The 24873-nt window shown below is 63.5% G+C and carries 25 protein-coding genes and 1 pseudogene; 11 read left to right on the forward strand and 15 right to left on the reverse strand.

Annotated features, from left to right (window positions below; translation table 11 throughout):
• Position 1 precedes the first annotated feature (1 nt).
• The 7 genes and pseudogenes from C5P05_RS03450 to C5P05_RS03485 form a co-directional block, all read right to left on the reverse strand.
• The gene (locus C5P05_RS03450; RefSeq protein WP_114968464.1) at positions 2–826 is read right to left on the reverse strand and encodes a polysaccharide deacetylase family protein; all 825 of its coding nucleotides are present in this window, start codon (positions 824–826) and stop codon (positions 2–4) included.
• Positions 792–3140 (reverse strand): MMPL family transporter, encoded by a 2349-nt coding sequence (locus tag C5P05_RS03455; RefSeq protein WP_114968465.1) that lies wholly within the window; start codon positions 3138–3140, stop codon positions 792–794. Before C5P05_RS03455 ends, C5P05_RS03450 begins: the two co-directional genes overlap by 35 nt.
• Complete coding sequence (locus tag C5P05_RS03460) at positions 3137–3736, reverse strand: LolA-related protein (protein ID WP_114968466.1); 600 nt, start codon at positions 3734–3736, stop codon at positions 3137–3139. Before C5P05_RS03460 ends, C5P05_RS03455 begins: the two co-directional genes overlap by 4 nt.
• A complete protein-coding gene (locus C5P05_RS03465; protein ID WP_114968467.1) occupies positions 3733–4677 on the reverse strand; it encodes an acyl-CoA synthetase in 945 nt (314 codons plus the stop codon). Before C5P05_RS03465 ends, C5P05_RS03460 begins: the two co-directional genes overlap by 4 nt.
• A pseudogene (locus C5P05_RS03475) lies at positions 4674–6319 on the reverse strand (AMP-binding protein). Before C5P05_RS03475 ends, C5P05_RS03465 begins: the two are co-directional and overlap by 4 nt.
• 5 nt (positions 6320–6324) lie before the next feature.
• Positions 6325–6984, reverse strand: coding sequence for a hypothetical protein (locus C5P05_RS03480; RefSeq protein ID WP_114968470.1), 660 nt, complete (start codon positions 6982–6984; stop codon positions 6325–6327).
• Positions 6984–7274, reverse strand: coding sequence for a phosphopantetheine-binding protein (locus C5P05_RS03485; protein ID WP_114968471.1), 291 nt, complete (start codon positions 7272–7274; stop codon positions 6984–6986). The genes C5P05_RS03480 and C5P05_RS03485 overlap by 1 nt, the downstream gene beginning before the upstream one ends.
• 189 nt (positions 7275–7463) lie before the next feature.
• Here C5P05_RS03485 and C5P05_RS03490 point away from each other — a divergent pair, with 189 nt between their 5' ends.
• A complete protein-coding gene (locus C5P05_RS03490; RefSeq protein ID WP_114968472.1) occupies positions 7464–8663 on the forward strand; it encodes an ATP-binding protein in 1200 nt (399 codons plus the stop codon).
• Between the two features lie 128 nt (positions 8664–8791).
• On the opposite strand, the gene C5P05_RS03495 is transcribed toward C5P05_RS03490, so the two are convergent.
• Positions 8792–9430 (reverse strand): glutathione S-transferase, encoded by a 639-nt coding sequence (locus tag C5P05_RS03495; RefSeq protein WP_114968473.1) that lies wholly within the window; start codon positions 9428–9430, stop codon positions 8792–8794.
• Positions 9431–9677: 247 nt separating this feature from the next.
• Here C5P05_RS03495 and C5P05_RS03500 point away from each other — a divergent pair, with 247 nt between their 5' ends.
• The 7 genes from C5P05_RS03500 (at position 9678) to C5P05_RS03530 (ending at position 16636) form a co-directional block, all read left to right on the forward strand.
• A complete protein-coding gene (locus C5P05_RS03500) occupies positions 9678–11210 on the forward strand; it encodes a COG3014 family protein (RefSeq protein ID WP_232834329.1) in 1533 nt (510 codons plus the stop codon).
• Between the two features lie 21 nt (positions 11211–11231).
• Positions 11232–11615 (forward strand): YcfL family protein, encoded by a 384-nt coding sequence (locus C5P05_RS03505; RefSeq protein WP_114968474.1) that lies wholly within the window; start codon positions 11232–11234, stop codon positions 11613–11615.
• Between the two features lie 61 nt (positions 11616–11676).
• Entirely contained in the window at positions 11677–12273 is a 597-nt protein-coding gene (lpoB, locus tag C5P05_RS03510) for a penicillin-binding protein activator LpoB (protein WP_114968475.1), read from the forward strand.
• Positions 12239–13183, forward strand: coding sequence for a hypothetical protein (locus C5P05_RS03515; RefSeq protein WP_232834330.1), 945 nt, complete (start codon positions 12239–12241; stop codon positions 13181–13183). The genes lpoB and C5P05_RS03515 overlap by 35 nt, the downstream gene beginning before the upstream one ends.
• Positions 13184–13199: 16 nt before the next feature.
• A complete protein-coding gene (locus C5P05_RS03520) occupies positions 13200–14225 on the forward strand; it encodes an alpha/beta hydrolase (RefSeq protein ID WP_157979206.1) in 1026 nt (341 codons plus the stop codon).
• A gap of 43 nt (positions 14226–14268) precedes the next feature.
• Positions 14269–15384 (forward strand): phosphoserine transaminase, encoded by a 1116-nt coding sequence (locus tag C5P05_RS03525; RefSeq protein ID WP_114968478.1) that lies wholly within the window; start codon positions 14269–14271, stop codon positions 15382–15384.
• Between the two features lie 79 nt (positions 15385–15463).
• Positions 15464–16636 (forward strand): phosphoglycerate dehydrogenase, encoded by a 1173-nt coding sequence (locus tag C5P05_RS03530; protein ID WP_114968479.1) that lies wholly within the window; start codon positions 15464–15466, stop codon positions 16634–16636.
• Between the two features lie 42 nt (positions 16637–16678).
• Here the strand turns inward: C5P05_RS03530 and C5P05_RS03535 are convergent, their stop codons facing one another.
• Positions 16679–17401, reverse strand: a complete 723-nt coding sequence (locus tag C5P05_RS03535; protein WP_114968507.1) for an ArsR/SmtB family transcription factor — start codon at positions 17399–17401, stop codon at positions 16679–16681.
• 52 nt (positions 17402–17453) lie between these two features.
• On the opposite strand from C5P05_RS03535, the gene C5P05_RS03540 reads away from it, so the two are divergent.
• Together C5P05_RS03540 and C5P05_RS03545 are read left to right on the forward strand one after the other, a co-directional pair.
• Positions 17454–18707 carry a cytochrome P450 gene (locus tag C5P05_RS03540; RefSeq protein WP_114968480.1) on the forward strand — a complete coding sequence of 418 codons (1254 nt, stop codon included), beginning with the start codon at positions 17454–17456 and terminating at the stop codon, positions 18705–18707.
• 10 nt (positions 18708–18717) lie between these two features.
• Complete coding sequence (locus C5P05_RS03545; protein WP_114968481.1) at positions 18718–19062, forward strand: antibiotic biosynthesis monooxygenase family protein; 345 nt, start codon at positions 18718–18720, stop codon at positions 19060–19062.
• A 39-nt stretch (positions 19063–19101) separates the two neighbouring features.
• Here the strand turns inward: C5P05_RS03545 and C5P05_RS03550 are convergent, their stop codons facing one another.
• On the reverse strand, positions 19102–19356 hold the full coding sequence (locus C5P05_RS03550; RefSeq protein WP_114968482.1) for a DUF6139 family protein: 255 nt from the start codon (positions 19354–19356) through the stop codon (positions 19102–19104).
• 152 nt (positions 19357–19508) lie between these two features.
• Positions 19509–20171: a hypothetical protein gene (locus C5P05_RS03555; RefSeq protein WP_114968483.1), complete on the reverse strand. Its 663-nt coding sequence runs from the start codon at positions 20169–20171 to the stop codon at positions 19509–19511.
• A 302-nt stretch (positions 20172–20473) separates the two neighbouring features.
• On the opposite strand from C5P05_RS03555, the gene C5P05_RS03560 reads away from it, so the two are divergent.
• Positions 20474–21214 (forward strand): hemerythrin domain-containing protein, encoded by a 741-nt coding sequence (locus tag C5P05_RS03560; protein WP_114968484.1) that lies wholly within the window; start codon positions 20474–20476, stop codon positions 21212–21214.
• A 3-nt stretch (positions 21215–21217) separates the two neighbouring features.
• Here C5P05_RS03560 and C5P05_RS03565 read toward each other — a convergent pair whose 3' ends face one another.
• Genes C5P05_RS03565 through C5P05_RS03580 form a run of 4 tightly spaced genes read right to left on the reverse strand, consistent with a single transcriptional unit; the run spans position 21218 to position 24854 of the window.
• Complete coding sequence (locus tag C5P05_RS03565) at positions 21218–22558, reverse strand: GAF domain-containing protein (RefSeq protein WP_114968485.1); 1341 nt, start codon at positions 22556–22558, stop codon at positions 21218–21220.
• Complete coding sequence (locus C5P05_RS03570; RefSeq protein WP_114968486.1) at positions 22555–23064, reverse strand: hypothetical protein; 510 nt, start codon at positions 23062–23064, stop codon at positions 22555–22557. The genes C5P05_RS03565 and C5P05_RS03570 overlap by 4 nt, the downstream gene beginning before the upstream one ends.
• A 25-nt stretch (positions 23065–23089) precedes the next feature.
• Positions 23090–23926, reverse strand: a complete 837-nt coding sequence (locus C5P05_RS03575; protein ID WP_114968487.1) for an ABC transporter permease — start codon at positions 23924–23926, stop codon at positions 23090–23092.
• Position 23927: 1 nt separating this feature from the next.
• Complete coding sequence (locus C5P05_RS03580) at positions 23928–24854, reverse strand: ATP-binding cassette domain-containing protein (RefSeq protein ID WP_114968488.1); 927 nt, start codon at positions 24852–24854, stop codon at positions 23928–23930.
• Between the last annotated feature and the right edge of the window lie 19 nt (positions 24855–24873).

Raw genomic sequence — 24873 nt, forward strand, 5'->3', positions numbered from 1 at the left:
ATTACACCTGCCGCAGCGTCACAAAGCGCAGTTGGCGCGTCGCAGCCGCGTCAAGCAGGGCCGGCAGCACTTCCAGGATGACCGGCTGGCTGGTCGCCGTGCGGGCGGCGTTGCCATCATGCAAGAGCAGGATGGCGCCGGGGCGCAGCCCGGCCAGCAGCTTGGCCGTCACCTGCCCGGCATCGCCCACGCGCGTGTCGAAGCCGCGCACCGACCAGCTGACCAGCTGCAAGCCCAGGCGGCTCAGGACCGGATCGAGAAAGGGGTTGCGAAAACCGGCCGGGGCGCGAAAGAACAGGGGGCGTTGCCCAGTGATGGCCGTCAAGGTCGCTTGCGCCGCCTGCAGCTCCTGGGTGATGCCCTTCAGACCCATCAGCGCGAAATTGTGGCGATGACGCTGGGTATGGTTTTCAACCGCGTGACCGGCGCGCACGATGTCCCGGCACAGCTCGGGATGGCGTTCAGCCTGCGCGCCAATGACGAAAAAAGTGGCCCGCACACCGTGGCGCGCCAACAGCTCAAGCACCTGCGGCGTCACCCCCGGATCGGGGCCGTCATCAATCGTCAGCGCAATTTCGTGGCGTGCCGCAGCGGTGGCGGGCAGTCGGGTCCAGTTCGGCCCCATCCACTGGCTGCGCGGCCACAAGCCCACCAGCATGAGCACCAGGTGATTGGCGACCAATGCCGCGAGCGCCCAGCGCCACTGCATCGGGTACACCACCCACAGCGCCACGGTCAGACCATGCAGCCACAGCGTGGCGCGTATCAGCACAGTCGGCCGCCAACGCGTGTCAGCCACGGGGCGTCCTGGCAAAAATGGCGGCATAAATTAGCGCCAGGATCACGCCCGGCGCCACCGTGACACCCATCGCCTGCAGGATGGACACATTGGACAAGGCCAGCAGGCCAAAACCGGCGACGGTGGTGAGATTGGCAAACAACATGGACGCCAGCGTACTGGGGGTGATCTTGGCATTGGCATCGGTTTGATCAAAGAACAGCGCGTAATTCGAGCCCACCGCCGCCACCAGCAGCAAGCCGATCAGATGCAGAATCATCAGCTGCTGGCCCAGCAGCGCCAAGCCGGCGGTAACGGTGATGACCGCGGCCAGCAAGGGCGCCACGATGCGTGCCACACGCAGGCCAGAGCGAAACACGGCAAACAACAAGGCGACCATGACCGCCAGCCCGGCCAGGGACAGCGCAATCGCCTCGTTCAGATAGCCCGAATACAGGCGATCCGATTCGGCCTTCATGTCCATGAACAAGACCTTGGGCAAGTTGGCGGCCTTCATGGCCGCGCGGATGCTGTCGGCGTCGATGTCCTTGTCCGCCAGCGCCGTCAAGGGCAACAGCGCGCTCCAGTGCGCGTCGCGCTGAACCAGCAGCGCGTCGACCGCCATCGCCATGGACGTTTTTTCAAGATCCGTCGCCTGAATCAAGCCTTGTTGACGGGCTGCGTCCACATCCGCCAGAAAGCCGGTAAACAGACCTGGTTTGACGGGCAGGCCTTGCACCGCCTGTGCCAGATTGGCCTCCAGTACCGCACGCGCCGGCAGACTGGCCTGGCGCTGCCGCTGGCTCGCGAGACTGGGTAAATAGCGGCTGGGGCTTTCAAACCCCGCCAGATGGCCTTCATCGACCTGGGTTTGCAGCACGGCGGCGACCTTCTCGCTGGCCTGCAGCACCTCCTCGCGGCTGGCGCCGGAGACGACCACCAGGTAACGCACATCGGGCGCGCCGGTGTCCGAGCGCAAGCGGGTGTCCAGCTGCACATCGGCTTTTGAGATCGGACTCAGCGACGAGATATTGCTGCTCCACAAGTCGTTGCGGTGCAAGACAAGGACCACGAGTGCCAGCGCCAGCACCAGGGCTGCGGGCCAGCGCAGCACGCTCGCGCGCTGCACCAGCCGCGACAGCACCTGTCCCACGCCCGACACATCGCGAATGCGGAACTGGGCTGGCAGCAGATGCGGCAACACATAGCGCGTCACGCCAGCGGCGGTGATCAGGCCCACAATGGCATACAGGCCCAGCTGGGCCAAGCCGGGAAAGCCGGACCACAGCAGGGAGGCAAAACCGACGATCGAGGTCAAGACGCCCAAGCGGATGGTGGGCCAGAATTGCTTGATCCAGCGCTGGCGATCGCCGGCCTTCTGTTCCGACTGCACAAACAGGTAGATGGAATAATCCACCGCCTCGCCAATCAGCGCCGTGCCGAAGCCCAGCGTGATGCCATGCACCGTGCCAAAGCCCAGGCTGACGGCGGCGATACCCGCCAGCGCTCCGCTGATGACCGGCAGAAAACCCAGGACCAGCGCCAGCAGCGAGCGGTACACCAGCAGCAGCAGTGTCGCAATCAAGACGGTGCTGATGATGAACAGCCACGACACCTGCGTCTTGATGGTCTCGCGCGCCTTCACGGAAAACACGCCGGGCCCCGTCATCTCCAGCCGGACGCCGGGGCTGGCCCCCGCGACAGTTTCGAAGGCCTGTTGAACTGTTGTCATGCTGACATGCTGGGCATCCGTATCGGCGCCGGAGGCACGGGTTTGAATCAGCAGCAGGGCGCGCGTGCCGTCGGGCGAGGCCCACGCGCCATCGATCATCGCGGGTTGTCTTTTGCCCTGGAGCTGGCCGAGCAACTGCACCATTTCACCGGTCGGATCACGCGGCAACAAGGACTTGACCATCAGGCCGGCCGGCGAGGCGAGCAGATCGATGCTTTCACTCAGGGCCGCATGCAGTCCGTCCACGCTGAAGCGCTCCGGGGTCACGGCCGGACTCAGCAGGTAACGGTTGTTGAAAAGATAAGCTTGGTCACGCTCGGCTGTCACGGGCTCGCCGTTGTTGACGCTCACAAAGGCCGGGTTCAGGCGCAGGTTCTGGGCCAGTTGTTTGGACAGATTGGCGCGGGCGGGCGCGTCGGCGCCCTCCACGCTCACCAGAATCAGCCGCGAGGCCAGGCCATCGCGTATTTGGTCCAGCAGCAGTTGCTGCTCCGGCGTCGGGCTGCGCGGCAGAAAGGCCGACAAGTCATTGGTGAACTGGCTGCGGCCGATGATGAGACCACACGCCAGCACAAAGGCCAGCCAGGCGAGGATGGCCAGACGGCCTGGGCGCCCGAGTGCCGCCCTCACTTGGCGGCTACTTTTTCAATCGACATGAGCGAGCTGTCGCCATCGACTTGCGTGACATCGATGCTGCGTATTTCATCGCGCACCCCGGTCATGCGGATCAGCGCGACCACTTGCTTCATCTTGCTGTCAATCGGCACCAGCTTCAGCGTCCAGGCTTGTGCCGAGCCTTCCAAGCTGAGCTGGTAGTTGCGCTCCAGCGCCTTGCGATCGCCGGCCAGCGTGCCGCGAATGCTGTCGATGAAGGCGGCCAGCTCGGGATACGCCTGCAGTTGCAGCTTGATTTTTTGCCGGCCCCGTTCGATTTCCAGCTGGTCGCCCTCCACCACCATGGATTCGGGCTTGGGTTTGATCGTGCGCTTTTCGAGTCGATCGGGCGCGGTGTAGAGCAACTCGCCCGAGGACTCCACCGGCTGATCGAGGATGGCGATGGTCTTCTTCTCGACGAAACGGGCCTGCGCGGAACGGGTTTGCGCCAGGCCGTGCATCAGCTGGTCAATATCCCAATCGGCCGCGTGACTGGGCATGGCGAAGGCCGCCGCGAGCAGCCCGGCGACGACCAGCGAATAAGGGCGAATAAGCCAAGGTGTAAGAGTCATTTTGGGTTTGTGTCCGAAACAGCGGCAGGGGCCTGCCAGAAATCAAAAAAATTGAACCAGTTATACGGTGCCTGCCGGGCGTATTGATCGAGCAGGGCGGCATAGCGCTGGACCGCGGCTTGCACTTGCGCCCCGCGCTGGCCCGTCGGCGTTTGTGAAAAATCAGCCAGCGGCTCGAAATTGATCTGGTAGCGGTTGCCGCCCAGATACAGGCCGACCATGAACACCACGCGTCGCCGCAGCAGGGCCGCCATCCGGAAGGAGCCGGTGGGCAGGTAGGCCGTGCTGCCGAGCAAGGGCGTCGCCAACAGAGCGTCGTCGCCAATCGAGCGGTCCGCCAACATGCCGACCATGGCGCCCTGGTCGAGCGTGTCGCGCACCCGCAGCATGGAATCGATACGGCCCAGGCCGATGATGTCGGTCGACGCATTGGGATTGATGGCCGCCAGCATGGCATTGATTTTTTGGGCATTGTCTTCATGCATGACCATGCTCACGCGCAGGCCGGGTATTTGCCGGCCCATGGCGCGAATGACTTCAAAGCTGCCCATGTGGGCGCCGATCAAAAACAGCCCGCCTCCGTCGGCGTGCGCGTCTTGCAGCGCACTCTGTCCCCGGATCTCGATATTGAACAAATCAAAACGCTGGTTGATCAGGTAGATGCGGTCGTGAATGGTGGACGCAAAACTGAAAAAATGCCGGTACCGGTCAGACCAGGTGACAGGGCGACCCAGCACGCGCTGTAAATACGCTTTGGAGGCGCGTCGGCTGGCCGGCGCAAACAACAGAAAATACGCCACGACCAAATGCAATACCAGCCGCCCGGCCGGCCGGCCCAGGCGCAGTGATATCCAGGTCATGATGCGCAGCATGGCCATATTGCTGCGTTCGGGCGTACGCATCCAGGCGGGTGAAGCCGGGCTGGAAGGCCGTGCGGTCATGCCGTCTTGCCTATCAGCACGCTACCCGTGGCAATTTTGCGTTGATCCGCCAGAATCTCGAAGCGGATCGCACCATTGGCCTGCACCTCGCTCACCAGCTCGACCGCCACACCCGGCGTCAAGGGGCTCAGGAACTTGACGGCACGTAATTCGCAGGCGTCCAGCGGCAGGCCGGTGGCACAGGCGATCGCGTGCAGGGCCTCGTCCAGCAACACCACGCCGGGCACAATCGGCGCACCCGGGAAATGCCCTGCAAAAGCCGGGTGCTGGGGATCAATCGGCAGGGCGGTGCGGGTGATCATGGCCGCTCGCCCAGCTGGGCCTGAATCAGTTTTTTCAGCGCATCCTGCGGCAGCTTGCCGGTGCTGTTGCGCGGTAAGGCATCCACCAACAACAGGGGGCGCGGCAAGAACACCGGGTCAATGTGCGCACGCAAGGCCGTCAGGATCTGCTGGGCGCTTAAGGCCGGCGCCACCACGCAGGCCGCCAGCCGCACGACGTGGTCGTGAGAGGCCTCGTCCGGCATGTAAAAGGCGCCGTCGATGACGCCGGGAATGCTGTTCAGCACATGGTTCAGGTGCGCCAGAGAGCTGCGCTTGCCGGCGATGTTGATCATCTCGGCGGTGCGGCCGTGCAGCAAAAAGCAATCCGTCTGTGTCAATTCAATCACGTCATTCAGCACAATGGGCCGCATGACGTGCCCACCCGATGCCGTGACCACGTCACCGTCCCGGTTCAGCTTGATCCCGGCGAACAATTGCCATTCCGGAGATTGCGTCGGTCGACGGGTGGCGATAACGCCGGTCTCCGTACAGCCGTAAATTTCCTTTAACGGTGCGTCAAAGTGGGCTTCCAGCGCGTGGGCCAGAGGCCGGGACAGGGGCGCTGTCGCCGACAGCAGCAGCGCCACTTCGGGCGCCGGGAGTTCGGCGTCGAGCAGCATGCGCAGATGGACCGGCGTGGAGACCAGGATGCGCGGCACCGGCACCGCCTCCAGCGCCGCCACGATGTCGGCCGGGTAAAAGGGCTGGGCACCACTGAGCGCGTGGCCGCTGAGCAGCGCAATCAAGACCGTCGATTCGAAGCCGTACATGTGCTGCGGCGGCACGGTGCCGACAACCGAATGCGGGCGCGCCGTCGCCGTCAAACCCAGCCGTCCGGCTTCGGCGAGCACGCTTTGCACCAGCGGGCCCCAGTATTTTTGATGCGGCACCGGCGTGCCAGTCGAGCCCGAGGTAAAGACCACGGCCACCAGTTGCGCGCTGTCGATCAGGGGAACGGCATAGTCGCCGCCAGGCGCCGCGGGTGCTTCTGGAAAACGAAACTGGGGCAGCGCAATGTTGCAGCTCGGTGCGTCGTGCAGGCAGAACACATCGGGCGCAAACGCCTGCATTTGCCGTATGGTTTCCGGGGTGTGCGTGGAGGGCAGCAGGCTGACCTTGCCGCGCACCAGGCCGGCGGCCAGCCCCACGGTAAACCGGTAACGGTCGGTGCACATATTGAGCAGGTGCTGCCCGGGTGGCAGCTGATTGGCCAGGTCGTCGACATCCGACAAAAACCGGGCGACGGTGATCGCCTTGCCCAGGTGCCAGGCGACGATCTGATCCGGCTGCGTGTGGCCCAGGAGTGGCAAGCGACTCATGTGTGTCACTCCGCAGGCTGCGTTTTATTGACTGGATTGCTCTGGTTTTTCCAGACCCGCAGCGCGTCGAGAATGTGACTATTGCCCCGCGGCAACACCATCGTGCGCACCCCAAACTCCACCACGAACATGAGCGCAATCAGCGGCAAGGTCAGGAAATTGGCAAACACTGACCAGACGGTCAGCGGCGTCAGGAAAAACAGCAGGGTCGACGCCGTGGCCATCAGCCCGAAAAACCCCGACCAGGCCCAGGTGACTTGACGTGCGTAATGCGCATGCTGCGGCGTGATGACGCCGTGTGCCATTTCAGCAAAATGCGTGCACAGCGGCTTGCGTCCGCCCAGCAGCGTCCGGCCAAATGTCATGAAAAGAACGCACTGCATGCCGGCGTCCTGTAGCCAGTACAGCACGCCAAAATGATTTTTTAGCAAGGTCCAGCCGGCGGCGGCGCCCACGCCAGCCAGCAAGAACAGGGAGAGCCCAAGCCACCGGGGGGACGACTTCCAGGCAAAGATCAGGCCGACGACAAACACCGGGGCCACCGCGACGATCGCGCCAAGCTGGCCGTTTTGCACATTCATCAGGGTGTAATGCGCCAACACCGGATAGCCCAGCAGCAGCAAGCCCAAGCCCAACCAGCGTGCCACGCGGACGGCGTGCGACATCAGCGCGTTCTCTGACTCGCGATGTAAGCCGTCAGACTGCCGAGTGAGCTGAAGAAGCTTTGGTTGTCCTGGTCGTCAGCCCGCAATTGCAGGCCGTAACGCTTGGAAAGCACCAGCGAAATCTCCAGTATGTCGATGGAGTCCAGGCCCAGTCCGTCGCCATACAGCGGTGCATCCGGTGCGATATCCGCCGCTTGTATCTCCAGGTTCAAGGCCTCAACGATCAACTGAGCCACCTCAAGCTGTAGCGCCTGATTATTCGCAACGGTCGGGGATGTTTGTTCAGTCATAAAAATCGATTCACAAGTTATCCCTGCATTTTATCTGCCATGGCCAAAAAGGCCCGGTGCTGGCGTTGGGCGCCGTTACACCTTGTGAGCAGGGATACGCCTTTCTGCTGCTCAGGCGGCTGGCTTGATGATTGATGAAGCAGTCGCTGCATCCGTGCAAATTCTCCATTGACATGGTAAATTGCACGGATGAATCCTCGATTTGTCCAGCATCAACTCGTTTCTTTGCTTGCTCAATTTCCTGCGGTCGTGCTGCTCGGACCCCGCCAGGCGGGCAAGACCACCCTGGCTTTGGCCGAAATGGCGCGGCGCGGTGATGCCGCCTACCTTGATCTGGAGCTTCCCTCGGCTCAGCGGCGACTGGACGACCCGGAGGCGTATTTGCTTGCCCAGCGCCATCGGCTGGTCATTTTGGACGAGGTGCAACGCATGCCCGAACTGTTCGCCGTGCTGCGCGGCATCATTGATATTCGGCGCCGTGATGGTGAAGCGACGGGGCAATTCCTGCTGCTTGGCTCGGCCACTGGCGTATTGCTGCAGCAGACCAGTGAGAGTCTGGCTGGGCGGGTTGCACAACTTGAACTCACGCCCTTTCAGGCTCGCGAAGTACTGCCAGCGGACGCCGGTGGCGCTGCGCTTAACGCGCTCTGGGTGCGTGGCGGTTTTCCCTTGTCCTGGTTAACGCCGGGGGACGAACAGAGTCTGCGCTGGCGCGAGGCCTTTATTGCGACCTATCTGGAGCGCGATATCCCGGCTTTAGGTCCGCGCATTCCAGCCACTACGCTACGCCGCCTGTGGACCATGTTAGCCCATGTGCAAGGCGGCTTGCTCAACCAGTCGCAACTGGCCGCATCGCTTGCCGTAAGCGGGCAAACGGTGTCTCGCTACATCGACATTTTGTGCGACTTGATGCTGGTTCGTCGTCTGCCGGCCTGGCATGGCAACGCCGGTAAACGGCTGGTTCGCGCGCCCAAGGTCTACGTGCGCGACAGCGGGATCGCGCACGCCCTGCTTGGCTTGGCGAGTTTGGAGTCGGTGCTGAGTCACCCGGTGGCTGGCGCCAGCTGGGAAGGATTCGTGATCGAACAACTGCTCGCCGCAGCACCGCAAGCCGAGGCCAGTTTTTACCGAACCGCGCATGGCGCCGAGGCAGACCTCGTGTTGAATTTGCGCCATGGTGAAACCTGGGTGATTGAAATCAAGCGCTCGTCGGCACCGACGGTATCGAAAGGTTTCCACCTGGCAGCGGCCGATGTGGGTGCCACGCGTAAGCTGCTGGTGGCGCCCGTGGGTGCGTCTTACCCGATGCGCGACGGGCTTGAGGTGATGAACCCATTGACAGCGGTTGCTTTATTGGCCAGTTTGGGCGAGGAAAATACCGCTGACTAGACGACAGGTTTGTTTGGTTAATTTAGATATAAATCGCCTCTAGCCCCTGTGGAATAAGCGTAATAAGCTATTAACTTAATAGCACTCTGTAGTATTGAAGTGCTTCCCGTGCCGCACTCGGTGATGCGCTAAGCTGTATGGCGGTAGGTGCTGGCACCGTGCGGCGCCGCCGCGAATTCCGGCAGCGCCTCGACTTTCAACGAGAACTCGCGCAAGGCCGGGTAGTTCTCCGCCGGAACCATCTCGGGCAGCACTTGCTGGGTGAACTGCCACGCCACCGCCGCGCTGACACCGGCCTGGTTGATGGTGGCGCTGGTGAACGCCAAGGGCCGGCGTTTCAGCTCCGATTCAAGCGCGTCATACGCGGCCAGCAGCTGCCCCGTCACCCGCGTCACCCACGGCTCATGCCGCTTCTCGATCGGCCGCAGGATTCGTTCGTAGTAGATCTGGACGCTCTTCTCGCAGGCGGCCAGGGCCAACCCGATGGCGCGCAGGGCCTGCTGGCGTTCCGCGATATCAGCGGGCATCAGGCTCTTGCGCGGCGCCGCCAGTGCCTCGGCCAACTCAAGAATCAGCGTTGAATCCATCAACACCTCGCCGTCATCGCAGACCAGTGAGGGCGCTTTGACGACCGGATTGATCTGCTGAAACTGCGCGAAGGTGCTGAAGACGGAGAGCGAGCGGTGCTCGAACGGCAGGTCGAGCAACTGCAAAGAGATCGCCACGCGGCGGACGTAAGGCGAATCGAGCATTCCGATGAGTTCCATGGCTTTTTCCTTGTAAATGTGACGGTTACGGATCGTAACGCTAGCTGAAATTCTCAAAAATTCAAGAGAAATTGGCCTCCAGCCCTTATGCAATAAGCGCAGTAAGCTATTAAATGCATAGCGCACTCTCCGTCTGCCGATCTCAGCGCGAAAACCGGCCGCACTCGCCTCCAGCGCGGGTTTGGCATCCGTCGCTTCGTAGATAATTAAGTAACAAAACGTAATTTGAATAACAGGGAGTTAAGCGATGTTTGTTACCCATCCGCGCCGTTTGTTGACGGTGCTCGGTGTTGCGTTGGCCTTGTCGGGCTGCGCGAACATGAAAAGTCACGACGATCTGACCGGTCAAATGCAGACGGCTCAGAAGACCGGCGGCATTCCCGCCGCCTTGAAGACGCTGGAGGCATCGGCCACCAGCGCGGATGAGAGAGCCGCGCTGCTCTACAACCTGGAGCGCGGCGAGCTGCTGCGGCTGGACCGCCAATACACGAACAGCACCGATGCCTTCCTGCTGGCCGACACCAAGGTCAAGGAATGGGAAGAGGCCGCCAAGACCAATCCGCAAAAACTGCTGGCCACCCTGGGTGCCGGCACCATCAGCGAACGCCTGAAGGTGTACGAAGGCCAAGACTACGAAAAGGTCTGGCTGACCACCCGGCTGGCGCTCAACCGCGTGGCGGGCGGTGATCTGGACAACGCCCGGGTCGACATCAAGCGCACCCACGAGCGCGAGGCGGTGATCGCCGAATTCCGCGCCAAGGAAACAGCGGCCGCCGAAGAAGAGGCCAAGTCCAAGGGCGCGGGTTCGGTCGGCAAGGAAATCAACGGTTACCCGGTTGAAACCCTGAACGACCCCGAGGTGCTGGCCCTGAAGAACGGCTACCAGAATGCCTTGAGCCACTACCTCGCCGGCTTTTTGTACGAGGTGTTGAACGAGCCCGGCATGGCGGCACCCGGCTATCGCAAGGCGATCGAACTCAAGCCGGAGACCGGCGTGCTGGAGGAAGGCCTGCGTGGTCTGGACGCGCGCACCAGCTTCACCCACAAGCGCCGCCAGCGCATGACCGATGTGCTGTTCCTGGTGGAAGCCGGCAACGCACCGGCGCGCAAGCCCAAAGCCTTCACGATTCCCGTGCCCACGCCGGGCGGCCTGCGCACGGTCAGCATTTCCTATCCCATCATTGAGCCCTCAAGCGACCCGGCGTTGAGCAAGCTTTTGGTGGCTGGCCGCGAATTCAAGCTGGAGAAGGTGGTCGATGTCAACGTGATGGCGCGCCGTGCGCTCAAGGACGAGATGCCCGGCATGGTGTTTCGCGGCGTGACGCGGGCCATCGTCAAGGGCGTGGTGCAGGACCAGCTGCAGAAGAATGCGGGTCTGCTGGGCGCCATCGCCGGTTCGATTGCCTCGGCGGTGACCGAGCAGGCCGATGACCGCCTGTGGCGCAGTTTGCCCGGCCGGGTCTATGTGGCGCGGGGCTACCTGCCCGAGGGCGAGCACAAGGTCGAGATCAATGGCCGTGACTTCAACCTCAACGTCAAGGTCAGCGGCCAATACGCCATCGTGCCCTTGCGCCTGTACGACAGCGTCGTGCTGGCCGGCGACGTGGGCAACTTCGGCACGCTCGCAGGCCAGCCACTGGCGGCGGCGGCAGAGCTCAAACCGGAAGTTGCGGCCCCCACCGTCAAAGCCAAAGCCAAGGCCAAAGCGGTTGCAGCGAAGCCGGCGGTGAAACCCGCGATAACCAATATTTCCGCCACCGCCGTCAAGACCGCCCCCTGACCAACGCAAGAGAGTCGAAAAATGTTTGTTGCAAAAATACTGATACTGGCGCTGGCCAGCACGCTGGCGCTGGCGGCCCAGGCCCAGCACGACGCCGGAACCCCGGCCGCCGTGGCCGCCAAGGTGGCGCTGCGCGGCGACGCCCATGACGTTCGCATCCCCGAGATGCGCGTGGTGCGGCGCAATGACATCCTGATCGTTCAGGCGGACCTGCTCAACAGCGGTAAATCCGACCGCACGGTGTTCTACCGCTTTCGCTGGCTGGACAACATCGGCAGCCAGGTCGGTGATGGCGAGTCCTGGAAGCAAATGGGTTTGCTGGGCCAGGCCCAGCAAACCGTCAAGAGCGTGGCCCCGTCCTCGGTGGTCACCGATTTCCGCCTCGAAATGAATGTTGAACGCTGAAGCCCTCCGCCAGCGCCGCCTGCAAACACCTCCCGCCAAAAATTTTCAAGGAAACCCCACTATGTCCCGACTGATCTCCTGCGCACTGCTGCTGTGCGCCACCTTGGGCCTTACGGCTTGTGAAACCACCTCGCCGGTTGTGCGGCTCGACCGCCAGGTGAACTACGGCGACGCCAAGGCCGTGGAACTCGTCACCAACGAATTCGGCTCGACCGATTTGCAGATGATTGCCGAAAAAATGGTCGGCAGCCTGCTGGAAACCGGCATCTTCCAGGGCCGTCCCACGGTCACCATCTCCACGGTCAAGAACAAGACCAGCGAGTACATCGACACCACCAACGTCATGAACTCGATCCAGACCACGCTGGTCAAGTCGGGCAAGGTGCGGTTTGTGCGCTCCATCGCAGAAATGCAGCAGGGTGTGGATGAGTTGCAGCGCCAGAACCAGAGCGGCCTGTACAAGCAAAGCAGCACCGCCAAGGTCGGCAAGATGACGGCCGCCAAGTACACGCTCGAAGGCGAGCTGACCAGCATCGTCAAGCAAAACGCCAGCACCAAGGACGTGTTCTACAAGTTCACGCTGAAGATGATCGATGTGGAAGAAGGCGCCATCGAATGGCAGGATGAAAAAGAAATCCGCAAAACCAGCAAGCGCTGAACCGGGCTACACCATGCAACGACGTACTTTTGTCCCCGTCTTCTCGGCGCTGGCGCTGTCCCTCGGCCTGCTGGCCATCGCACAGGCCCAGCCGGTGTCGCGCATTGCCGTGACCGATCTGGCCTACACCCAGGCCGTCTCGGAATACTTCGAGGCCGCGACCTACAAGGAAAGCAGCCAGTTTCAGGCGAACCGCTACAGCGCCTCGGGAAGCCACCAGGCCAGCGGCACCTACGTCGCCGGCAGCTACAGCTACATGGAACAGCGCGAGCTCGGTTCCTTCACCAACGACATCAAGGGGGCGCTGCTCAAGGGCACGTCGTTCCGGCTGGTTCAGGGCAAGGGATTTGATGCCGGCAACCCCCAGCCCACCAAGGCCGAGCAGGCCCTCAACCAGATCCAGACCGGCAGAATGGCCAAGCCGGTGCGCCAGCCCGAGGTGAAGGACATCATCGCCCGCATCCGCAAGGGCGAGTTCAGCGGCGCCGACTATGTGCTGTTTGGCACCTTGTCGCACGTCGAGTTCCGCGACCAGTTTTCTCCGCTGCAGGGCACAACCAGTGCAACCGTGCAATATGGACTGGACTTGCTGGCCGACTTTTCGCTGATCAACACCCGGACCTTCGAGATCAAGGCCTCGTTTTCGGCGCAAGGCGCGGGCAACGACACCAAGCTCCTGTCCAACCGCGGTGACATCCAGCCGCCGAACCGGGCCAAGGTGATGCGAGAAACCTCGCAGAGCCTGGCACTCAACGTCTATGAGCAAATCGTTTCGCAACTGGGCTACTCCGACCCGAACATGGCCCGGGGCGTTCGCTCTGGCGTGCAGGTAGTGCCCGGACAGCCCATGCCCGCCCAGCAGCAAGGGCAACAGGGACAGCAGGGCGACCAGGTGATGATCCTGAAATAAAGCGGACACTCAGCGCGTGCGGGTGTGGCCCCAACAGCTCATCACCGCAACGCGCCTGCGCTCGACCGTTCTGGCCCTGATGCTGGCGGCGGTCTTGCAGGGAGCAAGCGAGGCGGCGGCGGCCGCGTCCGGCGCCAGTCGCCCGGTGCCCGTGCCGGCCCTGCCCGCCGGCTGGTCGCTGGCTACTTTGCCCGGTGCCGATCCGGGTGTGGCACTGGCTGCACTCAGGCGAGCGACCTTGGTCCCGCCTGCGCGTTACCGGGTGGTGGTGCTGCCAGGCTCGGGCTGCACCGGCTGGCTGCCCGTGGCGCCGCGCTATTTCGCCGGACTGCTGCACGCCGAGTTGCTGGTGCTGCACAAGCCGGGGGTCAACGTCAGCGCCGGACTGGCGCCCGAGTGCACCCCGGATTTTGTAGAAAACGACAAGCTCTCCAGCTGGCGCAACCACGCCCGGGCTGCATTGCAGGCCCACCCCACCCCCTTCCCGCCTCCCTTTCCACCGGACCCGGTGCTGCCCGTGCTGCTGGTCGGCATCTCCGAAGGTGCGGAGCTCTTGCCTGAGCTGGCGTCCCAAGTGCCGGCGCTGGCCGGCGTGGTGATGATCTCCGCTCCCGGACTCGATCCGCGCGACGCCGGCGAGCTTCAGGCCCGTCGACTCGGACACGAACCGGCCTGGCAGGCCCTGGCGCGCGCCCAGGCGTCGAATGCCAGCGACGACACCGTGATCGAGGGACGCACGCTGGCTTACTGGCGCGACTTCTGGCACTGGCGCCTGGCCCAGCCTTTGCTGGATGCGCCCTGGCCGCTGCTGCGCGTCTGGGGCGACGCCGATGGCCTGGTCCCCGTTACCGCGTATCAGCAGTTTGCGCAGCTGGCACACCACCGTGCCGCGCCCTTTTGTGACCTGCGCCTGCCCGCTGCGGACCACGGTCTGCAGGGCGAACCGCCGGGTCAGCGCGATGGCCTGCAGTGGTTGTGGGCGCGACTGGAAGCCTGGGCGCGCCAGCCGGCGGCCGGTTTCTGCGCACAGGTTCTGCCCTGATGGCTACAATGTTTTTTCACCTATTCCCTGGAAGCGAGTCCTCATGCAACCCACGGTCAAACCCAAGAATCCCAATTTCTCCTCCGGCCCCTGCAGCAAGCGCCCCGGCTACAAGGTGGCGGACCTGCAGCTCGACACCCTGGGGCGCTCGCACCGCTCGGCGCTGGGCAAAAAGGCCCTGGGCCTGGCCTGTTCCGAGTCGGCGCGCATTCTGGGCCTGCCGGAAGGCTACCGGGTCGCCGTGGTGGCCGGGTCCGACACCGGCGCGATGGAGATGGCCATGTGGTCCCTGCTCGGGCCGCGCGGCGTGGACGTGCTGGCCTGGGAATCCTTCGGTTCGGGCTGGGTAACGGACATCGTCAAGCAGCTCAAGCTGCCCAACGTCAACAAGCTGGAAGCGGCTTACGGCGACATCAGTGATTTCTCGAAAGTCAACTTCGACCACGACGTGGTGTTCACCTGGAACGGCACCACCTCCGGCGTCAAAGTGCCCAACGGCGACTGGATTCCCGCAGACCGCGCCGGCCTGGCCATCTGTGACGCCACTTCCGCCGTGTTCGCCATGGAACTGCCCTGGGACAAGCTGGACGTCATCACCTACTCCTGGCAAAAAGTGTTGGGCGGCGAAGGCGCGCACGGCATGCTGATTCTCAGCCCGCGCGCCGTGCAGCGGTTGGAGAGCTACACCCCGCCCTGGCCCCTGCCCAAGCTGTTTCGCATGACCTCCGGCGGCAAGCTGACCGAAGGCCTGTTCAAGGGCGACACCATCAACACCCCGTCCATGCTGTGCGTGTCCGACTACCTGGACGCGCTGGCCTGGGTCGAACGCATCGGTGGCGTGCCGGCCACCATCGCGCGCAGCGAAGCCAATCTGAAGGTGCTCTCCGACTTCGTGGCGGCCAACGACTGGATCTCCTTCCTGGCCAAGGACCCGGCCACGCGTTCCAACACCAGCGTCTGCTTGACCCTGAAGCTCGGCGACGAGCAGGTCAAGAAGGTCGTGAAACTGCTGGAGGCCGAGGGTGTGGCCTATGACATTGGCGCCTACAAGGACGCGCCAGCGGGCATTCGCATCTGGTGCGGCGCCACCGTGGAATCGTCGGATCTGCAGGCGCTCATGCCCTGGCTGAGCTGGGCCTACCAACAGGTCAGCACCTGAGTCTCCTGCATCAAGTCAAGACCTGACTTGCGTACAAGTCGGTCTCCCCTGAAACCTGGTTTTCTGGAAGGCACGGCCCATGTACAAGGTGAGAACTTACAACCAGATCTCGGTCAAGGGCCTGGAGCGCTTTCCGCGCCAGGCCTATGAGGTCGGCAGCGACATTGCGCACCCGGACGCCTACCTGCTGCGCAGCCAGAAGCTGCACGGTGAGCCGGTTCCGCCGTCCCTGCTGGCGGTGGCGCGTGCCGGGGCCGGGGTCAACAACGTGCCGGTCATCGACTATGGCAGAGTAGGCATCGTGGTCTTCAACACCCCGGGCGCCAACGCCAATGCCGTGAAAGAGCTGGTGATGGCCGGCATGTTGCTGGCCACGCGCGGCATCCTGGCCGGTGTTGACTATGTGCAGTCGCTCACCCACATGACCGACGCCGCCGAGATGTCGCAGCTGCTGGAGAAGGAAAAAGCCCGCTTCGCCGGCGGCGAGATCAAGGGCAAGACCCTGGGCATCGTGGGCCTGGGCGCCATTGGCTCGATGGTCGCCGACATGGCGCTGGCCTTGGGCATGAAAGTGGTGGGCTTCGATCCGGCCTTGTCGATTGACGCCGCCTGGCGCCTGTCCAACGAGGTCACGCGCATGGAAAATCTGCCGGCGCTGCTGGCGCGCTCGGACTACATCTCGCTGCATGTGCCGGCCATGGAGGCCACGCGCCACATGATCAATGCCGAGACCCTGGCCGGGGTCAAGCCCGGCGCCGTGCTGCTCAACTTTGCCCGAGAAACCATCGTCGACTCGGCCGCCGTGCTGCGCAGCCTGGACAGCGGCAAGCTGGGCCGCTACGTGTGCGATTTCCCCGAGCCTGCCCTGCTGGGCAACGCCCGGGTCATTGCCATGCCGCACATTGGCGCCAGCACCGAGGAGTCGGAAGAAAACTGTGCCGTGATGGCGGCCGAGCAGCTGATCGACTACCTGGACAACGGCAACATCAGCAACTCGGTCAACTTCCCCGGCGTCAGCATGGGTCGCACGCCCGGCACCACGCGCATTACCTTCTCCAATGACAATGTCTCGGGCGTACTGGGCCATGTGCTGTCGGTGCTGGCGGACCACAAAGTCAACGTGATCGACATGGTGAACAAGAGCCGTGGCGAGCTGGCCTTCAACATCATGGATGTCGAAACCCCGCCGGGTGATGCGGTGAGCACCGCGATTCAAGCCGTCCAACATGTGATCCGGGTCCGGGTGATTTAAGCGCGTCCTTCTCTGGATCAATGCGCCGCCGTTTTTTCAGTTTCAGGTCGTCTCAAGGGACAGGTTCAAGCGTTTTTGCAGCGTACGCCGACCTTTTGGCGTGAGCGTGACGGCCCGGCTGTCCAGATCGGCCGCCACCCAGCCGCTGGTCATCGCTTGCTTTAAGAAAGCCGCCCCCAAGGCGCCGCCCAAATGCGGTTTGCGTTCGCTCCAATCCATGCACGCGCAGGCGAAGCGACGACGCTGCGCCCGTGTGCCCGGCACGTCGATGCCCAACTCGGCCAACCTGTCTTCACCCGACTGGGTCAGTTCATAGGTGCCGGGGCGCGGACCGTCCACGGGCAGCAGCCAGCCTTGGCCCAGCAACTGGTCATACACCGCCACGGCCAGCGTGCCGGCCAGGTGGTCGTAGCAGGTGCGCGCCTCGCGCAGGCGGTTTGGCGTGCGGGGTACGAAAGGCCGGGGTGCGCCACTGGACAACACCATGAGCGCCTCCAGCGCGCTGCTCACCTGCGGCCCCGCCAGCCGAAAGTAACGGTGCTTGCCCTGCGCCACCGCATCGACCAGGTGGCTGGCCTTGAGGCGCGCCAGATGGACGCTGGCGGTGCTGGCGGCGACCTGTGCCACCACGGCCAGCTCGGTGGCGGTACGGGCGTGACCGTCCATCAGGCAGCACAACATGCGGGTGCGCGCGGGCTCGGCAATGGCCGCCGCGACTTCTGACAGCAAAGCGTCCGGACTGGCACTGGTTTTTGATGCATTCATGGTTTCATCGTAAACGAAGTGTTGATGTAAATCCAGCGCAACAATGCCAACCATGACAACACCCAAGACAAGCACGGCGCCGATCCGCAACGCGGTTGACGCCACCACCCATGCCGACCCGTATCCCTGGTACGCCGAGCTGCGCCGCAACGCGCCGCTGTTTTTCGACCCCACCCTGAAGCTGTGGATTGCCAGCAGCGCGGCTGCCGTGAGCGCCGTGTTGGCCCATGTCGATTGTCGCGTGCGCCCGGCGCACGAGCCGGTGCCCCCGGGCTTGGTGGGCGGCGCCGCGGGCGAGGTTTTTCGCCAACTCGTTCGCATGAACGACGGGACGCGGCACGACGAACCGAAACTGGTGCTGGAGCGCGCCCTGGGTGACGTGGACCTGGTGCGCCTCGGCCAGCGCGTCGCCGCGCTGGCCCGTGATGACGGCCCGTTTCGCGCACCGGCGCCCCCATGGGCGGACGCCCTGAACGAGACCCTCTTCCGCCTGCCCCTCTATGCGGTGGCGGACTTGCTGGGCTTCATGCCGCAAGACCTGCCCCAGCTTGCAACATGGATGCGCGACTTCGTGGCCTGCCTGTCGCCCCTGAGCACCCCGGTACAACTGGGCGCAGCCCACGAGGCCGCCGCCGCGCTGTTGCGGCGCTTCGAGGACCTGCTGGCCAACTCCGTGAGGTCACGCGGCGCCACGGACTGCACAAGCCTGGTAAGCCGGGTGCAAGCCCATGCCGCACAAACCGGCTGGGCAGACCGGCAAGCCCTGCTGTGCAACCTGATCGGCCTGCTGTCGCAGACCTTTGACGCCACGGCGGGTCTGCTAGGCAACGCGGTCGTGGCGCTGGCCACGCGTCCCGACTTGCTGGCCGAGCTGCCAGCCCATCCGCAGGCCCGTCGCGACACGGCCCGGCTGCTGGTGGAGGAGGTGTGCCGCCTGGATCCTCCCATTCAAAACACCCGCCGCTTTGTGGCGCGTGACATGGAACTGGCGGGCCGCCTGCTTCGGGCCGGCGACACCGTCTTGCTCTTGCTGGGCAGCGCCAACCGGGACGCCGCGCTGAACGCCCGCGCCGACGAATTTTTGCTGCAGCGGGCGCAGCGCAAGTACTTCAGCTTTGGCAGAGGCAGCCACGCCTGTCCGGGCCAGCAGATCGCGCTCACGATTGCCGCCAGCGCCTTGGCCAGCTGGTTGCCAGCTACACCCTCGCCCTTGCCACAGCCTACCCACTTGCAAGCGCTGACCTGGACTTACCGTCCCTCCGTCAATGCGCGCATTCCCTGTTTTGACCTCGCCACCTCAACCTAGGAGCACCACCATGATTGCCGTTATTTTCGAAGTCCTGCCCCAAACCGAACATCGGCAGGCCTATCTGGATATCGCCGCCGCGCTGAAGCCCGAACTGCTGAAAATCGACGGCTTCATTTCCGTCGAGCGCTTCCAGAGCCTCAGCGACCCGGCCAAACTGCTGTCGCTTTCGTTCTGGCGCGATGAGCAGGCCGTGCTGCAATGGCGCCAGCTGGAGACTCATCGCCACGCCCAGGCGCGCGGACGTGACACCGTGTTCAGCGACTACCGACTGCGTGTCGCCCAGGTGCTGCGCGACTATGGTCTTACCGAGCGCGACGAGGCACCGGCGGATAGCAGGGTGGCGAATGGTTGATTGGGGCCTGTCAGTCGGTGCAGAGGAGCGCCCTGGACATCAGCGCTCGTGGCGATACGCGTCGCCCGTTATTTTGCTGCTGGTGATGGCGTAGCCTTTGTCACTGATTTGCTGTATTGGCTTCTCGATGGAGAAACGCGGCAGTTCGTTTTCATCGTCATTAAAGTCGATGCCTCGCGCCTCTGTTTCCCAGTCCGTATTGATCGCTTCCTGGGGAATAGGCCTTCCCTCGGGAACCGCCAGATAGGAAAAAAGACCCCCACGTTCGGCTCTGCGGTAAATATCCAATCGCATGATTTCTCCTTGCTTCTGAAGTGTCCAAACCTGCTTTTTTTCATTTCTTGAAGAATTTACGTGCCCTTTCCAGATTCAAAGTCGCCAACGTGCGCGAAACGCACACGCCAGTATGTGCCGTAATGCAGCTGCTGGCAATGAATGCCCTGGGCTTAGACCGGCGCATGCTGACGCTGCCGGTCGAGCCATTCCGCGACCGCAGCAAAGACGACGTAGGAGATGAGGGCCGTGATAGCGGCAGCGGTGGGGGAGCTTGGCGGCGGGCCGAAGAAGACGTAACACTGAATCGCGAGCATCAGGATGCCGAGGACGGGCGGGCCAAGGCGGCCGATGGCATTGATGGCCGTCGTCCGCCTCAGGTACATCGCCATGCCGCCGAACAAGAGGGCCGCTTCAAGAAGAAGAGCGATCGCCGGATGGTTCCAGAGACCCAGACCGACCTTTAGCGTATCACCGTACAGCGGCAGGTCGGGCCGGTGCACCAGCCAGTCCAGCACCCAATGGGAGAACACAGCGAGTCCGATCCAGGCTGCGGTGCGCCACTTTCGCACGCCCGGCGCAGGTTTGCAGAGCACGATGGCGGCCAGTGACCACAGGACCGCACCGACAAGGCTGTGGGTGTAGGGCATGTAGTAAAGATCCAGTGGATTCGACGCCGTTATCCCCGGAACAATTCGAACTTTCTCGATGCCGAGAAGAACCAGTACCGCCCAAGCGACGTCCACCAACTGGACGGCAATGAACAAAAGCCAGAGTGGCATGGCAGGTCGAATCGCTTTGATGGCGTAGGCGGGGCCATAGTGTCCAATGAACATCGTTACCTCTCAGTTGCCGTCCAAACCTGCCAATAGGCTACCGGACAAGGGCAGGCGCTGAGCGCCAAGATACAGGCACCTGCGACCGCAGTCTGTGCGGTGGACTGCACAGCGCCCTTCGTGGGTCATCTTAAGAAATTTTTAGCGATTTCTTAAGCACTTCTTAGCAAATCCTTATGCAATATTTAGCAACGCGCCGGCCCGCCTTTTTTTAGACTTCTTCCCATGGCTGCTGGCGCACGGGGTGCCTTCTGGCCATACCCACTGCGGGCTCCAGGAGCCTCAACCAAGGAAGCAATACCATGAAGATCAATGCACAGGAAATTCAGGCCATCACCGCCGCCCAGCCCAGCCCGCGTGTGGATTTGTACGCCGGCATCCACAAAGCCCTGCGCGCCCTGATGGCCGATACCCTGCTGGCCATGGGCCGCATGGACCCGGACGATTCGACTGAATGCATGGCTACCAGCACTCGCGTGCTCGAACTGCTGGACTTCTGCGCCTCGCATGTGGCGCATGAAAACGAATTTGTCCATGCCGCCATCGAGGCCCGGGCACCCGGCGCCAGTGACGCCATCGCCCATGAACACGAGGAACATCTGGCACAGATTGTCCGCCTCAGGGCCGCCTCGGCGACCTTGCTCGAGCTCGCCGGCAACGCCGATGCGGCGGCGGCCGCGCTGGACCTGTACCGCCGCCTGGCCTTGTTCATTGCCGAGAACTTCCAGCACATGCACATCGAGGAAACCGCGCACAACGCGGTGCTGTGGGCGCGCTACACCGATGCCGAATTGATCGCCATCCACAACACGCTGGTGGCGTCGATCCCGCCGGCCGAAATGATGTACACGATGCGCTGGCTGGTGCCCGCCATGAACCCGGCTGAGCGCACCGCGATGCTGGCCGACATGCGGGCGCACGCGCCGGCGCCGGCCTTTGCCGCCGCGATGGACACGGTGCGGCCGCACCTGAGCGAAGCCGAGTGGGCCAAGCTCACCCGCAGCCTGGGATTGCCCCCCGCGCCCGGGCTGGTGCAGGCGTGAGCCTCAGGCCATTTCCGTCAACTCGACCGGGTGCGACAGGGCCAGCCGAAAACGGCCGCGCCCGGTTTTTTCAAGGCGAATCAGGGGGCCGTGTTCGATCAGGCGGCGCTGCAGCAGCAGCAAGCGGGCCTCCAGGTTGTCCGTCACATCCGGCAGCCTGAGGCTGGGGTCCAGCCTGAGTTCCCGGTTGGAAAAATCGGTCCGCCCCTGCTGCGCGAAATCAGTCACCAGCTTCCAGAAGATGGCGCCCGCCACACCCTTGATCAGGTAGTTGCCGTTGATGAAGATGCTGTTGTTGGCGCGAAAATGACGCACCTGCAAGGGGGGGCCCGTCACCACAGGCGGGACGGGGGCGGGCGTCAGCACCTCGGCCGGCTCGGGCGACTGTTGCAGCACGTCAATGGCCGCGCCCAGATGGCCGGCCACGGCCACCAGCACATCTTCGTCTTCAAAGTTGAACTGCAGGTCATGGGGGCTTTCCACAAACAGCACACCCAACAAGCGGCCGGCGGACAGGATGGGCACCGCCAGCTGGCTGTGCGGCTCACTCAGGCCGGGATAGGGGATGTCCAGATCCAGCGCCAGAGCGGGCGTGTCGGCGCGCAGGCTGCTGCGCACCGCTTGGCTGTAGAGATGGGCACTGGTCATATGCATGATGCGCACCGGCGTGCGCTCGCGCGCCGCCACGCCAATCACCCCGTCGCCGACGTCGATTTCCGAGCCCACGCCCGAGGTGGCATAGCCGCTGCTGGCCACGGTGTATAGGCGCTGGGTGAGCGGATCCAGCATCAGCACCATGGCATGGCGCACGTCCATCAAATCGGTGAGCGTGGCCAGCGTCACATTCAGCAATTCATCCAGCGCCGTGCAGCGCGACAGCCGTTCGCTGCAGTGCCGCACCACGCCCAGCAGACCGCTGCGCGCCGGCGGGGCGGGCAGCGGCTCGCCTTCCACGGCCTCGATGCGCTGCACCGCATAGACGTCGGAACCCAGCAGGCGGAACACGTTTGCCATGCCGCTGTGCGAGGCAATGCCGGCCAGTTGCGCCTTCATGCCTTCAAACAGCGGACCCCCGGTTTCAGTCCGCAGGTAACGCAGGTGGAGCCGGAAAAACCCGGCCGTGACCGGGTGCAGCACCAACACGCTGGCATACGGATTGATCAGAATATTCTGGCGTGTCTTGTTGAAGAACTGGAACGACAGGGCCACATGGTGCTCGTCCACGTAGTAGACCTGAGAAATGTAGGCCACATTGGGCACGCCGTCGGCGGCGCAGGTGGCCATCGTCGCCGGAATGGCCCCCTCCAGGCAGGGCCGGATGGCGCCCAGTGCCAGATTGTTCATGCCGCACTCTCCGATGCCGCGCCGGGCAGGGCGGCACCGGCCTTGGGCCCCGGCGTCTGGTCAAAGGCCTGCGTCGGCTCGAAACTGATGACCACCAGGTCGTCGAACTGGTAGGCCAGCATGGCCCGCGTGAAAGCGGGGTCAAAACCGACCCGGGACACCTCCTCCTGCATGGCGAGCAGGTAGCGCTGCAGTACCGGCTGGTCCGCGGGCAGCGCACTGCGGGTGCGCGCGCTGGTAGCTTTGACCTGCAGGGTGCGGTGGCTGAACGGCTGGCTGAACACCACGGCAATGTGGCCGCTGGCCGCCACATCCTGCAAGAGCTGGCGCGACTGCCGGCGCGACAGGTAGACCGAAATCGACAGGCCATCGGGCGTGATGGCGCTGCCGACGGCGCGCATGACGCTGGGGTGTAGCGCCGCGTCGCATGAACTGACAATGGTCGACACGCCCCCATCGACCATGGCAATCAGGTCTGGCGTCAGCAGGGAAGATCGCGTGCTCATCGGCTCGAATTATAAAAACAGCAGCTTATTTCCGAAAGCGCTTGCGCGTCAGCGCCAACGCCAGCCAGAAACCGCCCACCGCATAGGCCACCAGCACCAGCATGTGCTGTACCGGATTCGCAGGCCACTGGTCCATGAACAAGGGCCGCACCAGCTCGACGGCATTGGTCAGCGGCAGCCATTGCGAGATGGCGCGCACCACCGCCGGCAGCTGGTCCAGCGGGAAGAAAATGCCGCTCAGGAACATCATCGGCGTGAGAAACAGAGTGAAGTAATAGGTAAAGAAGTCATAGCCATTGGCCAGTGCGTTGAAAATCAGCGCGATGCAGCTGAAGGTGATGCCCACCCCCAGCAGCACCGGCCAGGCTACCAGCAGCTTCGGCGAATAGCTGATGCCCAAGGCCAGCATCACGCCCAGAATGGCGGTCACGGTGAACAGCGACTTGAACGCCGCCCACAGCATTTCGGCCAGCACGATGTCGTCCAGATTGACCGGCGCGTTCATGATGCCGTCCCAGGTTTTTTGCACATGCATGCGTGAAAACGCCGAGTACAGCGCCTCGAACGAGGCCGCCTGCATGGCGCTCATGCAGATCGAGCCGCTGGCCAGAAACAGGATGTAGGGCACTTGGGTGCCGCCCACCTTCACCGTGCCCACCAGCGCGCCCATGCCGTAGCCAAAAGCCACCAGCCACATCAGCGGCTCGGCAATATTGCCAACCAGGCTGGGAATGGCCAGTTTGCGCCAGACCAGCAGGTTGCGCAGGAACACCGGCCAAAAGCGCAGCGATAACTGGGGCGCGCGCCACACGCTGGGCGCGGCCGAAATATTGGATGACATGTTCAAGGTGCGGGTCTGCATATCAGGCGTCCTCTCTGATTTGGCGGCCGGTGAGCTTGAGGAACAAATCCTCCAGATTGGCCGGCCGGTGCAGCGTGCGCAGCTGCGGGTGAGCGGTGAGCGCCTGCAGCAGCGGCTTGGCGTCCTGGGTGTAGAAAAACACGGTTTCGCCACTCACCTCGACCCGGGCGGCCAAGGCTCGCAAGGAGGCGTCCTCTACCAGCGCCAGGGCACCGTTGCCGTAGGTCTCGACCACGTCGGGCTCCAGATGCTGGGCGATCAGATCGCGCGGCCGGCCTTCGGCAATCTTCTTGCCATGATCCAGCACCAAGAGGCGCGAACACAGGCGCTCGGCCTCGTCCATGAAGTGGGTGGTCAGCAGGATCGACTTGCCCTGCTGCAGCAGCAGTTGCAGGCGCTCCCACATCAAATGCCGCGCCTGCGGGTCCAGCCCGGTGGTCGGTTCGTCCAGCAGCAGCAGGCGCGGGTCGTTCACCAGGGCACGCGCCAGGCTGAGGCGCCGGCGCATGCCGCCGGACAGCTCGCCCGGTTTGGCGTTCGCCTTGTGCGTGAGACTGGCGAACTCCAGCAGGGACGGGATGCGCGCGCGAATCTGCTGGTCCTTCATGCCGAAGTAGCGGCCGTACACCAGCAGGTTTTCGGCGCAGCTGAAATCGGGGTCCAGCGTGTCGAACTGGGTCACCACGCCGAGCTGGGCCTTAATCGCCAGCGCGTCGCTCGGCATCTGCAAGCCCAGGGTGGTGATGCTGCCCGCGTCGGGTACGGTCAGCCCCAGGCACATGCGGATGGTGGTGGTTTTGCCGGCGCCATTGGGGCCGATCACGCCCAGGCATTCGCCGGGGGCGATCTCGAACGACACATCATCGACCACGACGCTGTCGCCGTAATGTTTGCGCAAACCCTGCACAGATAAAATTGGCTGTTCCATGGTTTGATTGTCACCCACG

This window comes from Rhodoferax ferrireducens, assembly GCF_003347515.1.
Lineage (GTDB): Bacteria > Pseudomonadota > Gammaproteobacteria > Burkholderiales > Burkholderiaceae_C > Rhodoferax.

Excerpts from the sequence above, each read along its gene's own strand:
- C5P05_RS03560 (WP_114968484.1), top strand. The coding sequence starts at position 20,474 with ATGAAGATCAATGCACAGGAAATTCAGGCCATCACCGCCGCCCAGCCC.
- C5P05_RS03515 (WP_232834330.1), top strand. The coding sequence starts at position 12,239 with ATGAAAAAGAAATCCGCAAAACCAGCAAGCGCTGAACCGGGCTACACC.
- C5P05_RS03555 (WP_114968483.1), bottom strand. The coding sequence starts at position 20,171 with ATGTTCATTGGACACTATGGCCCCGCCTACGCCATCAAAGCGATTCGA.
- C5P05_RS03465 (WP_114968467.1), bottom strand. The coding sequence starts at position 4,677 with ATGACCGCACGGCCTTCCAGCCCGGCTTCACCCGCCTGGATGCGTACG.
- C5P05_RS03575 (WP_114968487.1), bottom strand. The coding sequence starts at position 23,926 with ATGCAGACCCGCACCTTGAACATGTCATCCAATATTTCGGCCGCGCCC.
- C5P05_RS03580 (WP_114968488.1), bottom strand. The coding sequence starts at position 24,854 with ATGGAACAGCCAATTTTATCTGTGCAGGGTTTGCGCAAACATTACGGC.
- C5P05_RS03550 (WP_114968482.1), bottom strand. The coding sequence starts at position 19,356 with ATGCGATTGGATATTTACCGCAGAGCCGAACGTGGGGGTCTTTTTTCC.
- C5P05_RS03495 (WP_114968473.1), bottom strand. The coding sequence starts at position 9,430 with ATGGAACTCATCGGAATGCTCGATTCGCCTTACGTCCGCCGCGTGGCG.
- C5P05_RS03500 (WP_232834329.1), top strand. The coding sequence starts at position 9,678 with ATGTTTGTTACCCATCCGCGCCGTTTGTTGACGGTGCTCGGTGTTGCG.
- C5P05_RS03505 (WP_114968474.1), top strand. The coding sequence starts at position 11,232 with ATGTTTGTTGCAAAAATACTGATACTGGCGCTGGCCAGCACGCTGGCG.
- C5P05_RS03485 (WP_114968471.1), bottom strand. The coding sequence starts at position 7,274 with ATGACTGAACAAACATCCCCGACCGTTGCGAATAATCAGGCGCTACAG.
- lpoB (WP_114968475.1), top strand. The coding sequence starts at position 11,677 with ATGTCCCGACTGATCTCCTGCGCACTGCTGCTGTGCGCCACCTTGGGC.
- C5P05_RS03535 (WP_114968507.1), bottom strand. The coding sequence starts at position 17,401 with ATGAATGCATCAAAAACCAGTGCCAGTCCGGACGCTTTGCTGTCAGAA.
- C5P05_RS03540 (WP_114968480.1), top strand. The coding sequence starts at position 17,454 with ATGACAACACCCAAGACAAGCACGGCGCCGATCCGCAACGCGGTTGAC.
- C5P05_RS03480 (WP_114968470.1), bottom strand. The coding sequence starts at position 6,984 with ATGTCGCACGCCGTCCGCGTGGCACGCTGGTTGGGCTTGGGCTTGCTG.
- C5P05_RS03565 (WP_114968485.1), bottom strand. The coding sequence starts at position 22,558 with ATGAACAATCTGGCACTGGGCGCCATCCGGCCCTGCCTGGAGGGGGCC.
- C5P05_RS03490 (WP_114968472.1), top strand. The coding sequence starts at position 7,464 with ATGAATCCTCGATTTGTCCAGCATCAACTCGTTTCTTTGCTTGCTCAA.
- C5P05_RS03525 (WP_114968478.1), top strand. The coding sequence starts at position 14,269 with ATGCAACCCACGGTCAAACCCAAGAATCCCAATTTCTCCTCCGGCCCC.
- C5P05_RS03530 (WP_114968479.1), top strand. The coding sequence starts at position 15,464 with ATGTACAAGGTGAGAACTTACAACCAGATCTCGGTCAAGGGCCTGGAG.
- C5P05_RS03460 (WP_114968466.1), bottom strand. The coding sequence starts at position 3,736 with ATGACTCTTACACCTTGGCTTATTCGCCCTTATTCGCTGGTCGTCGCC.
- C5P05_RS03450 (WP_114968464.1), bottom strand. The coding sequence starts at position 826 with ATGCCGCCATTTTTGCCAGGACGCCCCGTGGCTGACACGCGTTGGCGG.
- C5P05_RS03545 (WP_114968481.1), top strand. The coding sequence starts at position 18,718 with ATGATTGCCGTTATTTTCGAAGTCCTGCCCCAAACCGAACATCGGCAG.
- C5P05_RS03570 (WP_114968486.1), bottom strand. The coding sequence starts at position 23,064 with ATGAGCACGCGATCTTCCCTGCTGACGCCAGACCTGATTGCCATGGTC.